This is a genomic window from Micromonospora musae (assembly GCF_003626545.1).
Lineage (GTDB): Bacteria > Actinomycetota > Actinomycetes > Mycobacteriales > Micromonosporaceae > Micromonospora > Micromonospora musae.
On sequence record NZ_RAZS01000005.1, the window covers coordinates 156,832 to 170,113 of the forward strand.

Annotated in this window: 11 protein-coding genes; 4 read left to right on the plus strand and 7 right to left on the minus strand. The window is 73.4% G+C overall.

The genetic code is table 11. The annotated features are described in order from the left end of the window. Positions 1–203: 203 nt before the first annotated feature. The 7 genes from mraY to mraZ all read right to left on the minus strand — a co-directional run bounded on the left by mraY (position 204) and on the right by mraZ (position 8,880). Positions 204–1,331, minus strand: coding sequence for a phospho-N-acetylmuramoyl-pentapeptide-transferase (mraY, locus tag D7147_RS15460; protein WP_120678175.1), 1,128 nt, complete (start codon positions 1,329–1,331; stop codon positions 204–206). Then, complete coding sequence (locus D7147_RS15465; protein WP_120678177.1) at positions 1,328–2,725, minus strand: UDP-N-acetylmuramoyl-tripeptide--D-alanyl-D-alanine ligase; 1,398 nt, start codon at positions 2,723–2,725, stop codon at positions 1,328–1,330. Before D7147_RS15465 ends, mraY begins: the two co-directional genes overlap by 4 nt. Next, positions 2,722–4,287: a UDP-N-acetylmuramoyl-L-alanyl-D-glutamate--2,6-diaminopimelate ligase gene (locus D7147_RS15470; RefSeq protein WP_120678179.1), complete on the minus strand. Its 1,566-nt coding sequence runs from the start codon at positions 4,285–4,287 to the stop codon at positions 2,722–2,724. The genes D7147_RS15465 and D7147_RS15470 overlap by 4 nt, the downstream gene beginning before the upstream one ends. Positions 4,288–4,339: 52 nt before the next feature. After that, the gene (locus D7147_RS15475) at positions 4,340–6,532 is read right to left on the minus strand and encodes a peptidoglycan D,D-transpeptidase FtsI family protein (protein ID WP_120678186.1); all 2,193 of its coding nucleotides are present in this window, start codon (positions 6,530–6,532) and stop codon (positions 4,340–4,342) included. 3 nt (positions 6,533–6,535) lie between these two features. Beyond that, positions 6,536–7,141 carry a septum formation initiator family protein gene (locus D7147_RS15480; protein ID WP_120678188.1) on the minus strand — a complete coding sequence of 202 codons (606 nt, stop codon included), beginning with the start codon at positions 7,139–7,141 and terminating at the stop codon, positions 6,536–6,538. Next, positions 7,138–8,247, minus strand: a complete 1,110-nt coding sequence (gene rsmH / locus D7147_RS15485; RefSeq protein WP_120678894.1) for a 16S rRNA (cytosine(1402)-N(4))-methyltransferase RsmH — start codon at positions 8,245–8,247, stop codon at positions 7,138–7,140. The genes D7147_RS15480 and rsmH overlap by 4 nt, the downstream gene beginning before the upstream one ends. A 201-nt stretch (positions 8,248–8,448) precedes the next feature. Beyond that, positions 8,449–8,880 (minus strand): division/cell wall cluster transcriptional repressor MraZ, encoded by a 432-nt coding sequence (mraZ, locus tag D7147_RS15490; RefSeq protein WP_120678190.1) that lies wholly within the window; start codon positions 8,878–8,880, stop codon positions 8,449–8,451. A gap of 354 nt (positions 8,881–9,234) precedes the next feature. On the opposite strand from mraZ, the gene D7147_RS15495 reads away from it, so the two are divergent. From D7147_RS15495 to D7147_RS15510, 4 genes are read left to right on the plus strand one after another with little or no spacing between them, the layout of a single operon-like run. Then, positions 9,235–10,482, plus strand: coding sequence for a MurT ligase domain-containing protein (locus D7147_RS15495; RefSeq protein WP_120678896.1), 1,248 nt, complete (start codon positions 9,235–9,237; stop codon positions 10,480–10,482). Continuing rightward, the gene (locus tag D7147_RS15500) at positions 10,472–11,191 is read left to right on the plus strand and encodes a type 1 glutamine amidotransferase (protein ID WP_120678192.1); all 720 of its coding nucleotides are present in this window, start codon (positions 10,472–10,474) and stop codon (positions 11,189–11,191) included. Before D7147_RS15495 ends, D7147_RS15500 begins: the two co-directional genes overlap by 11 nt. Then, entirely contained in the window at positions 11,188–11,886 is a 699-nt protein-coding gene (locus D7147_RS15505) for a TVP38/TMEM64 family protein (protein ID WP_120678194.1), read from the plus strand. The genes D7147_RS15500 and D7147_RS15505 overlap by 4 nt, the downstream gene beginning before the upstream one ends. Then, positions 11,876–12,667 (plus strand): phosphotransferase, encoded by a 792-nt coding sequence (locus D7147_RS15510; RefSeq protein WP_120678196.1) that lies wholly within the window; start codon positions 11,876–11,878, stop codon positions 12,665–12,667. Before D7147_RS15505 ends, D7147_RS15510 begins: the two co-directional genes overlap by 11 nt. Positions 12,668–13,282 lie beyond the last annotated feature (615 nt).

Genomic DNA, 13,282 nt, shown 5'->3' on the forward strand with positions numbered 1-13,282 from the left:
GTGCCCTCGGTGCCTCGTTCCTCCCCCACCCGGACATCATCGCGGCTACGCCGGGCGCCCGCCCCCGCAACCGCCCCTTCGGCGTGTCGGGCCGCGAGGAGGGAGCCGCGCGCGGAGCCCGCGCGGCAGGACGCCGGCCGTCCCGACCAGCGGCGGGCCGACCTCCCGACGGGCGGGACGGTCGGCCCGGCCGGCCGGACGGCTCAGGTGACGTTGGCGAGGTACTCGCTGTAGAAGAGGCCCAGGGCGATCGCCACGCAGATGCCCGCGATGATCCAGAACCGGACCACGATGTTGACCTCGCTCCACCCCGCCAGTTCGAAGTGGTGCTGCAGGGGCGACATCCGGAACACGCGCTTGCCGGTGGTCTTGAACGAGATGATCTGGATCACGACGGACATCGTGATGATCACGAAGAGGCCGCCGATGATCGGCAGCAGCATGATGGTCCGGGTGGACATCGCCATGCCGGCGATCAGGCCACCGAGGCCGAGCGCACCCGTGTCACCCATGAAGATCCGGGCCGGTGAGGTGTTCCACCAGAGGAAGCCCACACAGGCCCCGGCCGCCGCCCCGGCGATCAGCGCGATCTCCAGCGGGTCGCGGACCGCGTAGCAGTAGTCCCGGGTGTAGCTCGGGTCGGCGCACCAGTGCCGGTACTGCCAGAACGCGATGAGCCCGTACGCGGCGAGGACCATCACCGACGCGCCGGTGGCGAGACCGTCCAGGCCGTCGGTGAGGTTCACCCCGTTCGTCGCCGCCATCACCACGAAGATGAAGAGGATGACCGCGCCGACCTTGGTGAGCTCCAGCGCCGGGATGTCCCGGATGAAGCTCAACGTCGTGCTGCCGACGGTCTCGGTGTTGGTCGCCGTGCCCTTCGCATCGGTCATGGTGCTCGGGAAGTAGAGCGCCACCACACCGAAGACCGCGCCGACCAGGATCTGCCCCAGCAGCTTGCCGCGCTTGTTGAGACCCCCGCTGTGCCGCTTGCGCACCTTGAGGAAGTCGTCGATGAAGCCGACCGCGCCGGAGAAGACCATCAGACCCAGCAGCACCAGCGCCGTGATGGTCGGCTCGACCTGGGCGATCTGCAGGTCCGGCAGGGTGGTCAGGGCCAGGTGACCCGCGACGTACGCGATGACCGTGGCCAGGATGAAGACCACGCCGCCCATCGTCGGCGTGCCCTTCTTGCCCTCATTGCTGGCGAGCCCGAGGTTTGATCGGATCGGCTGGCCGGCCTTCAGCCGGGCGAAGACCTTGATCGCGATCGGGGTGCAGAAGAGCGAGATCAGGAAGGCCACCCCGACGGCGACGATTACCGCCCTCATGCAGCGGTCTCCCCACTGGCGTCAGCGCGCAGCGCGTCGGCCACCTCCCAGGTGCGGTACCGGGAGCCCTTGACCAGGACGACGTCGCCCGGCCGTAGCTCCTCCCGCAACACCTCGACGGCTGCCGCCTGATCGGTGAGCAGCACCGACTCTCCTCCCCAGTTGCTTACCGCTGTCGCGCCTTCGTGGATCGGCGCGGCCGACTCGCCCACCACGAGCAGCCGGTCGACGCCCAGCTCGGCCGCGAGCCGGCCGACCTCCGCATGGCCGTCGTACTCGTACGGCCCCAACTCGGCCATGTAGCCGAGCACCGCGACGGTACGCCGCCCGCCGCCCAGCGCGGCCAGCGCCTTGATCGCCACCGACATCGAGGCCGGATTGGCGTTGTACGAGTCGTCGATGACCGTCACCCCGTCGGGCCGGTCGAAGACATCCATCCGCCGGGTCGAGACCAGTCCCAGCTCGCCCAGCGCCTGCGCCAGCTCGGTCAGCGGCATGCCCAGCTCCCGGGCGACCGCCGCCGCGGCGAGCGTGTTGGAGACCTGGTGGCGGCCGGTCAGGCCGAGCCGCACCAGCGCGCGCCCCTCCGGCGTGACCAGCGTGTACGACGGGCGTCCCCGCTCGTCGAGCGCCACGTCCTCGGCCCGCACGTCGGCGTCCGCCGCCTCGCCGTAGAAGACCACCCGGGCCTCGGTGCGGGACGCCATCGCGGCGACCAGCGGGTCGTCGGCGTTGAGCACCGCGAGGCCGTCGGCCGGCAGCGCCTCGACCAGCTCCCCCTTGGCCAGGGCGATGTTCGCCTGCGAGCCGAAGCCGCCGATGTGCGACGTCCCGACGTTGAGCACCACCGAGATCCGGGGCGGCACCAGCTCGCAGAGGTAACGCACGTGCCCGATCCCGCGGGCGCCCTTCTCCATCACCAGGTAGCGCGTCTCCGAATCGGCCTTCAGCGCCGTGTACGGATGCCCGAGCTCGTTGTTGAACGAGCCGGGCGGCGCGACCGTGGTGCCGAGGCGGGAGCTGAGCTGGGCGACGAGGTCCTTGGTGGTGGTCTTGCCGGAGGAGCCGGTCAACCCGACCACGGTCAGCTGCGGCAGCCGGTCGACCACCGTACGGGCCAGCCGCCCCATCGCGTCCCGCGCGTCGTCGACCAGCACCATCGGCACGCCGGGCACCTCCCGGGTGCCGAGAACGGCCACCACGCCGGCCTCGACGGCCCCCTCGGCGAAGTCGTGCCCGTCGGCCTTCTCGCCGGGGAAGGCGACGAAGAGCCCGCCGGCGTTCACCTTGCGCGAGTCGAACTCGACCGAGCCGGTGACCCGGGCGTCCGGGTCGGCGCCGACGAGCCGACCGTCGACGGCGGTGGCCACCTCGGCCAGCGTCAGAGGGATCACCGGTGACCCGCCAGGTCGCCGAAGCGGGCGCGCAGCGCGGCCGCCAGCTCCGTGTGGTCGTCGAACGGCAGCACCTCGCCGGCCACCTCCTGCCCGCGCTCGTGGCCCTTGCCGAGCAGCGCGATCACGTCGCCCGGCTCCGCCAGCCGGACCGCCTCGTCGATCGCCGCCCGACGGCCGGCCACCTCGGCGATCCGGGCCGTCGTACCGGCCTGCCGGGACCCGGCGAGGACCTCGGCGCGGATGGCCGCCGGATCCTCGGTCCGCGGGTTGTCGTCGGTCACCAGCACCACGTCGGCTCCCTCCGCGGCGGCGGCGCCCATCACCGGCCGCTTGCCCCGATCCCGGTCCCCACCGGCGCCGATCACGCAGATCAGCCGGCCGGTGCTCAGTTCACGCAGCGCGGCCAGGGCGGCCACGATCGCGTCCGGCTTGTGCGCGTAGTCGACCACGCCACGGACGGGCGCGTCCGCGGGGGTGACCAGCTCCAGCCGACCCGGCACGCCGCCGCAGGCGGCCACCCCGGCGACCGCCGTGCCGGGCTCCACCCCGACGGCCGTCAGCGCGGCGATGGCGAGCAGGGCGTTGGCCACGTTGTGCCGGCCCGGCAGCGCCACGCTCCCGGGCAGGGTGAGCCCGTCCGGGCCGTGCACGGTGAAGCGCTGGGCGTAGCCCTCGCCGCCGATCCCGTCGGCCCACCAGGTCGCGGCCCGGTCACCGGACGCCGAGTAGCTGACCGTGGCCGGTTTGAAGAGCGGTCGCAGCGCCGGGTCGTCGTGGTTGAGCACCTCCACCCCGCAGCGACCGTCGAAGAGCTGCGCCTTGGCCGCGAAGTACTCCGCCGAGTCGGCATGGAAGTCGAGGTGGTCGGAGCCGAAGTTGGTGTAGCCGCCGACGGCGAAGCGAACGCCGCCGACCCGGCCCATGGCCAGCGCGTGGCTCGACACCTCCATGACCACGGCTGTCACCCCGCGCTCGCGCGCGGCGGCGAGCATGGCGTGCAGGTCGGTCGCCTCCGGGGTGGTCCGCACGCTCTCGATCACCAGGTCGCCGAGGCGGGTCTCCACCGTGCCGATCAGTCCGGTGGTGTGCCCGGCGGCGCGCAGGCCGGACTCGATCAGGTAGGCCGTCGAGGTCTTGCCGGCGGTGCCGGTCACCCCGATCACGGTGAGCCCCGCGGTCGGGTCGCCGTAGACGGCGGCGGCGAGCGCGCCGAGCACCGCGCGGGGATCGGGCACCACGAGGGCCGGCAGGCCGGCCTCCGCCACCGCGGCCGCGCCGGCCGGGTCGGTCAACGCGGCCACCGCACCGGCGGCGGCCGCCGCGGCGGCGAACTCGGCGCCGTGCCGGCGGGCGCCGGGCAGCGCCGCGTACAGGTCGCCGGGGCGGACCTCCTGGCTGGCGTGTGTGATGCCGGTCACCACCACGTCGGCGGCGTCGGTCGGCGGCTCGACGGTGAGCCGGGCTGCGAGGTCGCCGAGCCGGGTTCCGGTGACCGTACGGGGACGAGGATTGCCGGACACGGCGTCAGACCCTACCCGGTCGTCCGGCGTCGGCCGCACAGCCGCCCCGGTGGTTCGTCCCCACTCACCGATGATGTCCCGCCGTGCCTGCTCAGCGCGGATAGACCACGAACTCGGGCGACTTGCTCGTCGTCGAGGGCGGCACCTTGTAGTGACGGAGAGTGAACTGCATCATTTCCTTGAACGCCGGTCCGGCGATCGCCGCGCCGCCGCCGGCGGGGACGTACGCGAAGACCGCGATCACGTAGCGGGGCTTCTCGGCCGGCGCCATGCCGATGAACGAGGAGACCTCGCCGGGTTGCTTCTTCCCGTCCACCAGCCGCCAGCCGGTGCCGGTCTTGCCGGCGACCCGGAATCCCGGGACGGCGGCCGTCACGCCGGTGGCGTTGTCGACCGTGGTGACCGCCTCCAGCAGCGTGCGCAGCGCCTGGGCGTTCTGCGGGCTCAGCACCGGGCGGGTGACCGGGGCCTTGGCCGGCGTCCGCCTCCCGTCCGGCCCGATGACCTCCTTGATGAGGTGCGGCTGGATGTACGTCCCGTCGTTGGCGATGGCGGCGTACGCGGCGGCCATCTGCAGCGCGGTGGCGTCCACGCTGTGCCCGATCGGCACCGACCCGTACGACGACCCGCTCCACTCCTCCGCGGGCAGCAGCCGGCCGCTCGCCTCCCCCGGCATGCCCTCCCCGGTGGGCTGGCCCAGCCCGAACCGGCGCTGGTAGTCGATGAGGCGGTCCCGGCCCAGCTTCTCGGCGACCTTGATGGTGCCGACGTTCGAGGAGTACGCGAGCATCCCGGCGATGCTCATCCGTCGGCCGTTCGCCGGGTGCGTGTCGGAGAACCAGGTGTCGCCCATCTTGATGCTGTTCTCGATGGGCAGCGTGGTGTCCGGCTTGATCACCCCCTCCTGCAGCGCCGCGCCGAAGGTGATCGCCTTGTGCACCGAGCCGGGGTCGACCACGAAGCTGGTGGCCACGTCCTCCCGGGCGACCGGGCTGCTCGCCTCCGGCTTGGCGGCGTTGTAGGTGGGATCGCTCGCCTGGGACAGCACGTCGCCGGTGGCGACGTCGATCACCACGGCCGCGGCCGTGACGTTGCGCGCCTGTTCGGTGTGCCGGCGGAGGATCACCTGCGTCATGTACTGCAGGTCCCGGTCGACGGTGAGCTGCAGGGAGCTGCCGGGCTTCGGCTGCGTCGTCTCGCTGTAGCCGCCCGGGATGGGGGCGGCCAGGTCGCCGAGGCCGGCCTCGTAGACGCGCTTGCCGTCCTCGCCGCGCAGCAGGTCGTCGTAGCGGGCCTCCAGCCCCTCCAACCCGACCATGTCCTGGCTGGTGAAGCCGATCAGGTTGGCGGCCAGGTCGTCGCCCGGCACCTCGCGCCGCTCGTCGCGGTGCACGCCGATGCCGGGCAGTTCGAGCGCCTGCACCTGCTTGGCGACACCGATCTCCACCCCCCGGGCCAGGTACTCGAAGCGCGACGGGTTGCCGTTCTCCAGCTTGCGCGGCTGCATGAGCCGGGTCAGCTTGGACGCCGGGATCCCCAGCAGCGGGGAGAGCGCCTTGGCGGTGCCCGCCGGATCCTCGATGAGGGTCGGGTCGGCGAAGACGTACCGGGCCTCCACGCTGTGCGCGAGCAGTGCCCCGGTGCGGTCGTAGATCGCGCCCCGGGGAGCGGGCAGGTCGACCGTCCGGGTCCGGTCCGCGACGCCGCCGCCGGCGTACGCGGGCGCGTCCACCGCCTGCAGGACGACCAGTCGGATGCCGATGGTCACGAAGAGCGCCAGGGTGAGCACAGTGCCCAACCGCAGTCGCAGTCGCGGGTCGGCGAGCTTCGGCGGCTTGGGCGGCTTGCGCGACGGCCGCCGCCCGGCGGGCCGGTCCGGCCGGCGCGGCGGTCGGGGGGCGGTCCGGCGGCGCGGCGCCGCCGGCTCGTCGGCCGGGTTGCCCGGGATGCGCGCCTGCACGGTGCGGACCACGCCGGAGCGGCCGGCCGCCGAGGCGTCCCGGCGAGCCGTCCGGGCGGTCCCGGCGCGCCCACCGTCGAGCACCTGCAGGGCCGGCCGGAACGGGTCGCCCGACCGGGTGCCGCGCGGGGTGCGGCGCTGCTCGGCGCCGCCACCCCGCGACACCCGCTCGTTCCCCTCCCGGATGGTGCGCCCCCGAGGGGTGTACGCCCGGGCGCCGGAGATCCCTCCGACGCCCGGTTCACCAGTGCCCCGGCCCTCCCGGGCCGAGCCGCGCCGGGATCCTGGATCGTCCCGGCGCGGATCCTCCGACCGCGGTGGCACCGGTCAGCGTCCCGTGCCCTGCTGGCTGGTCACCGATGGTGCGCCGGTGGCCGGCTGCGGCACGCCGATGGTCCGGCCGTCCGGCAGACGGACGTAGCCCGGCTCGCCCGACTCGACCAGCCCGAGCTTGCGGGCCTGCGCGGCCAGGTTGCCCGGCGCCTCGGCGTCGGCGATCTCCTTCTTCAGCTGCTCCTGCTCCAGGTCCAGCCGGGCCTGCTGCTGCTGCAGCTTCTCCAGCTTGAACGCGTTCTCATTGATCTTGGTGTTGACCAGCAGGATGCCGAGCACCCCGCCGACCACCAGCACCACGATCAGCGCGGCGAACGGCGCTCGCGGCACCGACATCGGCGGTGGCGGCGCCACCCGCAGCCGAGGCGGGCGGGCGGCCGTCGGGCCACCCCGCTCCTGCGGCCGCAGCGCCGTGCTGCCCTGAACCGGGAACTCGCGCGCCCCCCGCGCGCTCGACTCCCCCTGCCGGTTCATCCGGTCCGTGCGAGACGTACCGTTTCCGACGCGGCTGACCCGCTCCGCCGCGGTCCGGCCCCCCGACCGCGGTGCGCGCTGTCCGACGCCGGTGAAGTCCCGGCGCTCGCGCCCGTCAACGTTCATGTCCCCTCCCCCTCTACGTCCGTCCCTGTCCCGTCCCCCGGGGCCCCTTCGCGATCCCCCACGGATCGCACGGACCCCGTGCCCGGTTGGTTCATCGCCTTGACGCGCCGACGGGACCGTTCGCGGTCGGTCCGCCCCTGCCGTTGCGCGTCCGGGTCGATGCGCTCCGCGGCCCGCAGCCGCACCGAGGCGGCGCGCGGGTTCGCAGCGACCTCGAGCTCCCCGGGCAGCTCGGCGCCCCGGCTCAGCAGCCGGAACGTCGGGCCGGTCCCGGGCAGCTCGACCGGGAGGTCGATCGGGCCCGTGCTACGGACCCGATCGGCGAGCGCCGCCTTGGTGAGCCGGTCCTCCAGCGAGTGGTAGGACAGGACCACCATGCGACCGCCCACGTTGAGCGCGTCGAGTGCGGCCGGCAGCGCCGTCTCCAGCGCCGCCAGCTCTCTGTTTACCTCGATCCGCAAAGCCTGAAACGTTCTCTTTGCCGGGTGTCCCCCGGTTCGTCGGGCTGGTGCCGGAATGGAGTCCCGGACCAGCTCCGCGAGCCGCGCCGACGAGGTGATCCGGGCCCGTTCCCGCTCCCGAAGGATCGCCGAGGCGATCCGCCCGGCGAACTTCTCCTCGCCGTACACCCGCAGCACCCGGGCCAGCTCCGGATGCCCGTAGGTGTTGACCACCTCCTCGGCGGTCACCCCCCGGGTCTGGTCCATCCGCATGTCCAGCGGCGCGTCCTGCGCGTAGGCGAACCCCCGGTCGGGCGCGTCCAACTGCAGCGACGAGACCCCCAGGTCGAACAGGATCCCGTCGACCCCCGGGTAACCCAGCCGGTCGAGCACGTCGGGCAACTCGTCGTAGACCGCGTGCTCGAGGTGGATCCGGTCGGCGAAACGAGCCAGCCGTACCCGGGCGTGCGCGAGCGCCTCCGTGTCCCGGTCGAGCCCGATCAGGATCGTCTGCGGATGCGCCTCGAGCACCGCCTCGGCGTGCCCGCCCAACCCCAGCGTGGCGTCGACGTGGACCGTCCGGTCACCCCGACCCAGCGCGGGGGCCAGCAGCTCGAGACAGCGCTCGAGCAGCACCGGCACGTGCGTGCCGCGAATCTCCCCCATGTCGACCCCCACCGCTGGTTACCGTTCTTCCTTCTCGCGCCCGCGTCGGCCGGCGCCTGCCGCCGTACCGCCAGATCCCCATCCGCTCCCGCCCGTCGCGAGGCCGCGGGCCCCGAGAGATCGTGCGCCTGGCACCGGGGAAGGGGTGCCAGGAACTCGAAAGCGGCTGGAGATCTCGCAGTACGCCGGGCGCCGTCCGCCCTACAGACCGCCGGGCAGCACCCCCTCCTCGATGTCGGCGAACTCGTCCTCGCTCTCGGCGAGGTAGCTCTCCCAGGCGGCCTTGTCCCAGATCTCCACCCGCGTGCTCGCGCCGATCACGACCAGATCCCGGTCGAGCGCCGCGTATCCCCGCAGGTGGGCCGGGATGGTCACCCGACCCTGCTTGTCCGGAACCTCGTCGTGCGCACTGGCGAAGAAGACCCGGCTGTAGGCCCGGGCCGCCTTGCTCGTCATCGGTTGAGCACGCAGCTGCTCCGCGATCCGCTGGAACTCGGGCATCGGGAACACGTAGAGGCAGCGCTCCTGCCCTTTGGTGATCACGACACCCCCCGCCAGCTCATCCCGGAACTTCGCCGGAAGGATCAACCGGCCTTTGTCGTCCAGGCGCGGAGTGTGGGTGCCGAGAAACACGGCCCAACCCCCTCGCCCCTGAGCGGCGTTCGCGGCGCCGCTGACCCCCCGGGCCGGTGGGCCCTCCCGGCCTCACCATCGGGCCCCACTCTACTCCACTTCCCTCCACCTGCAACCAGAAATGCCCGCGTGGCGCGACCGATCCGCGCCTAAAACCGCACGTCACGGCGGGTGGGGCGGAGTGGAGGGCCGGAGCCGCCCACCGACCGCGTCCGCTTTCCGACATTGATCGACTCCGTCCGGCGGAGCCGGAATCGGCCGCCCGCCAGAGCGCCCCGGCCGAACGGTTCGCCGTCGGTGGCGATCTGGCGAGACCGATGGTCCGGTAACCTCGCTCGCGTGACGGACGCGAAGATGCCCCTGCGGGCGAAGGTGGCCAGCTCCGTGTCCCGGACCGCCGCGGCGTTGTCGCGCGCCGCGGGCCGGGGTGACGGCTCGGTGATCGGCGGATGGATCGGACTCAAGATCGACCCAGACCTGCTCGCGCACCTCGCCGCCGGTCGGGCGATCGCGCTCGTCTCCGGCACCAACGGCAAGACGACCACGACCCGGCTGGCCGCGGCCGCGGTCGGCGTGCTGGGCAAGGTCGCCACCAACTCCTTCGGCGCGAACATGCCGACCGGCCACACCTCCGCCCTGGCCAAGGCGGGCAGCACCCCCTACGCGGTGCTCGAGGTGGACGAGCACTACCTGGCCCAGGTGCTGGAGGCGACCGAGCCGCACGTGGTGGCGCTGCTCAACCTCTCCCGCGACCAGCTCGACCGCGCCAAGGAGGTCGCCATGATGGCGCAGCTCTGGCGGGCCGCCCTGGTCCGGCACCAGGACATCCGGGTGGTGGCCAACGCCGACGACCCGATGGTCGTCTGGGCGGCCACGCCGCCGCCCAACCACGACCACCGGATCAACCCGCCGCAGGTGACCTGGTTCAGCGCGGGACAGCGCTGGCACGACGACTCGTGGGTCTGCCCCGAGTGCGGCTCCACCATCCAGCGCTCCGGTGACCAGTGGTGGTGCACCGGCTGCCCGCTGCGCCGCCCCCAGCCGCAGTGGACGGTGGAGGACGACGGCGTGCTGGACCCGACCGGCGCCTGGCACAAGGTCTCCCTCCAGCTACCCGGCAAGGTGAACGTCGGCAACGCGGCGACCGCGCTGGCCGTGGCCGCGGAGTTCGGCGTACGCCCCGTCGACGCGGTCTCCCGGCTCTCCAGCGTCACCTCGATCGCCGGCCGCTACGCGCAGGTCGAGCGGGACGGGCGGCACATCCGGCTGCTGCTGGCCAAGAACCCGGCCAGCTGGCTGGAGGCGTTCGACATGGCCGACGTGGCGCCCACCCTGCTGTCGATCAACGCGCGGGACCCCGACGGGCTGGACACCTCCTGGCTCTTCGACGTCGACTTCGCCCCGCTGCGCGGCCGGCAGGTGCTGATCACCGGCGACCGGGCGTACGACCTGGCCGTCCGGCTCGACGTCAACGACGTGCCGTTCCAGCACATACGGAGCTTCGACGAGGCGGTCCGCGCGGTGCCCCCGGGGCGCCTCGAGGTCATCGCCAACTACACCGCGTTCCAGGACATCCGAGCGGAGTTGGACCGTGTCAACTGAGAGCCTGCGCATCGTCTGGGTCTACCCCGACCTGCTCTCCACCTACGGCGACCGGGGCAACGCCCTGATCCTCGCCCGGCGCGCCCGCCAGCGCGGCCTGCCGATCGAGGTGCTGGAGGTCCGCTCCGACCAGCGGCTGCCCGCCACCGCGGACATCTACCTCGTCGGCGGCGGCGAGGACGGCCCGCAGGCGCTGGGCGCGCAACGGCTGATCGCCGACGGCTCGCTGCACCGCGCCGTGGCCCAGGGCTCGGTCGTGTTCGGGGTCTGCGCCGGCTACCAGCTGCTCGGCAACTCGTTCTTCGCCAAGGGCACCAAGTGCGCCGGGCTGGAGCTGCTCGACATCACCTCCGACCGGGGCGAGACCCGGGCCGTCGGTGAGCTGACCGGCGACATCGACGCCCGGCTGGGGATTCCGCCGCTGAGCGGCTTCGAGAACCACGGTGGCCGTACCCACCTCGGGCCGGACGTCTCCCCGCTGGCCCGGGTCACCGCCGGCGTCGGCAACGACGGCGCCAGCGAGGGCGCCTGGCGCGGCAAGCTGCTCGGGACGTATTCGCACGGTCCGGCGCTGGCCCGCAACCCCGCCCTCGCCGACCTGCTGCTGCGCTGGGCCACCGGGATCCACCAGCTGCCGCCGCTGGACGACACCTGGTCCGACCGGCTCCGGTCCGAGCGCCGCGCCGCGGTGGCCGCCGCCCGCGCATGACACCCGCCGTCCGGCGGCTGCTGCGGCAGCCGTCGGCCGTCCGGTTCGCGCTGCTGCTGCTCGTGATCGCGGCGTGCGGCCTGCTGCTGCTCCTGGTACCCCGGCCGGATCCGTCCGAGCTGCCCGGGCTGGCCGACCGGCTCGGCGGCTTCGCGCCGCTCGCGGCGGTCCTCGGCGGCGCGCTGCTGCTGGTCGCGCTGGTTCCGCGTACCTTCATCACCCTCGCCTCGGGCGCGATCTTCGGCCCGTTGGAGGGCGCCGGGTACGCGCTGACCGCGGCGCTGGTGGCCGCCGCCATCGGCTTCACTGTCGGCCGGCTGCTGGGGCGGGAGTTCGTCGCCGCCCGGGTTCGCGGCCGACTGGCCCGGCTCGACGGCTGGTTCGCCCGGCAGAGCGTGCTCGGGGTGATCACCGTCCGGCTGCTGCCGATCGCCGGCTTCGGGCTGGTCAGCTACGGCTACGGCACCACCGCGGCGCGGCTGCTGCCGTTCCTCGCCGGCAGCGTGATCGCCGCGGTACCGAGCGCGTTCGGTTACGCCGCGGTCGGCGCCGCGGTCACCTCGCCCGGCGACGTGCAGTGGTTCGCCGTGGCCCCCGCAGGCCTCGGTCTGGTCGCCGGCGCGATCCTGGTCCGGCGGCTGTGGCGGGCGGAGCGGCGCCGGCGGAGCGCGCCGGAGGGCCCCGGTGTCCGATAGACCGGATCCCGCGGACCGCCCCGCCGGCGTCGACGCCGCCGAGCCGCTGCCCGGGGGCTTCATCGCCGAGGTGCTCCGCGTCGGCGACAGCGTCCGTCGCACGGCGCCGGCGGACGACGACTTCGTGGCCGCGTTGCTCGCACATCTCGCGCGCACGGATCTCGCGCCCCGGCACCTCGGCACCGACGAGCACGGCCGGCAGGTGCTCAGCTACGTCGAGGGCCGGGTGCCGTGGCGCGACCGCGAGGACCCCGCGTACTTCGCCGACCCGGCGCTGGTCGCGCTGGCCGGGCTGATCCGGCGCCTGCACGACGCCTGCGCCGGCAGCCCGCTGGCCGGTACCGCCGAGACTGTCTGCCACGGCGACCTGTCGCCGAAGAACACGGTGTACCGAGACACCCCGGGCGGGCCGCTGCCGATCGTGTTCCTCGACTGGGACCGCGCCGGCCCCGGCCGGCGGATCGAGGACGTGGCCTTCGCCGGCTGGCACTGGGCCGAGCTCGGCGACGGCGCCGACCCGGCGGAGCTGGCCCGCCGCTGCGCGCTGCTCTGCGACGCCTACGAGGGGCGGGCCGAAGGGCTGCTCCCCCGGGCCGAACTGCTCGGGGTCATGCTCGACCAGATCGAGGGCACGTGGCGGGGCATCTCCGCCGGCGCCGACCGGGACGAGCCCGGCATGCGCCGGTTGCGCGCCGCCGGGGCGGTCGAGACCGTACGCGGCTGGCACGACTGGCTACGCCGGCACCGCCCGACGGTCGAAGCCGCGCTCGACCTGGCCTGACCGTTTCGGCTCGTTTTGGTCCGGTTTGACTCGGCTCGGTTTGACTCGGCTTGGTTTGGCTCGGCTTGGTTTGGCTCGGCTCGGCTCGTGCCGTGGCAGCCGCCGGCTCTTGGCAGCGCCCCGCGGAGCCTTTCGAGCTGATGTCAGAAACGACTCGGACGCCGACGCCAACTCCGGCTCACACGGGGATCGAATTGACACGTTCGGATCGGTCGACCCGCCTGGTTCGGGTCGACCCACCCGGGTCGGATTGACCCACCCGGGTCGGGCTGACCCACCCGGGTCGGGCTGACCCACCCGGGTCGGATTGACCCACCCGGGTCGGATTGACCCACCCGGGTCGGGCTGACCCACCCGGGTCGGATTGACCCACCCGGGTCGGGCTGACCCACCCGGGGTCGGCTTGACCCACCCCGGGCCGCCCTGGTCGGGTTGATCCACTCGACATCCATGAAGTCGGGGCGATAATCCGCCGTTGATACCCCGACTTCAATGAAGTCGAGTTGATCAGCGCCGGTTCGGGGCTCACTGTCGGCCGACGCCAACTCGAGACGCCGACGCCGACTCAGCTGCCGGCTCAGACGCGATGCCGACTCAGACGGCGATGCCGACAGA

What these genes read in the sequence shown, in the direction of transcription:
- mraY (WP_120678175.1), bottom strand. Translation starts at nt 1,331, where the DNA reads ATGAGGGCGGTAATCGTCGCCGTCGGGGTGGCCTTCCTGATCTCGCTC.
- D7147_RS15480 (WP_120678188.1), bottom strand. Translation starts at nt 7,141, where the DNA reads ATGAACGTTGACGGGCGCGAGCGCCGGGACTTCACCGGCGTCGGACAG.
- rsmH (WP_120678894.1), bottom strand. Translation starts at nt 8,247, where the DNA reads ATGGGGGAGATTCGCGGCACGCACGTGCCGGTGCTGCTCGAGCGCTGT.
- D7147_RS15495 (WP_120678896.1), top strand. Translation starts at nt 9,235, where the DNA reads ATGCCCCTGCGGGCGAAGGTGGCCAGCTCCGTGTCCCGGACCGCCGCG.
- D7147_RS15505 (WP_120678194.1), top strand. Translation starts at nt 11,188, where the DNA reads ATGACACCCGCCGTCCGGCGGCTGCTGCGGCAGCCGTCGGCCGTCCGG.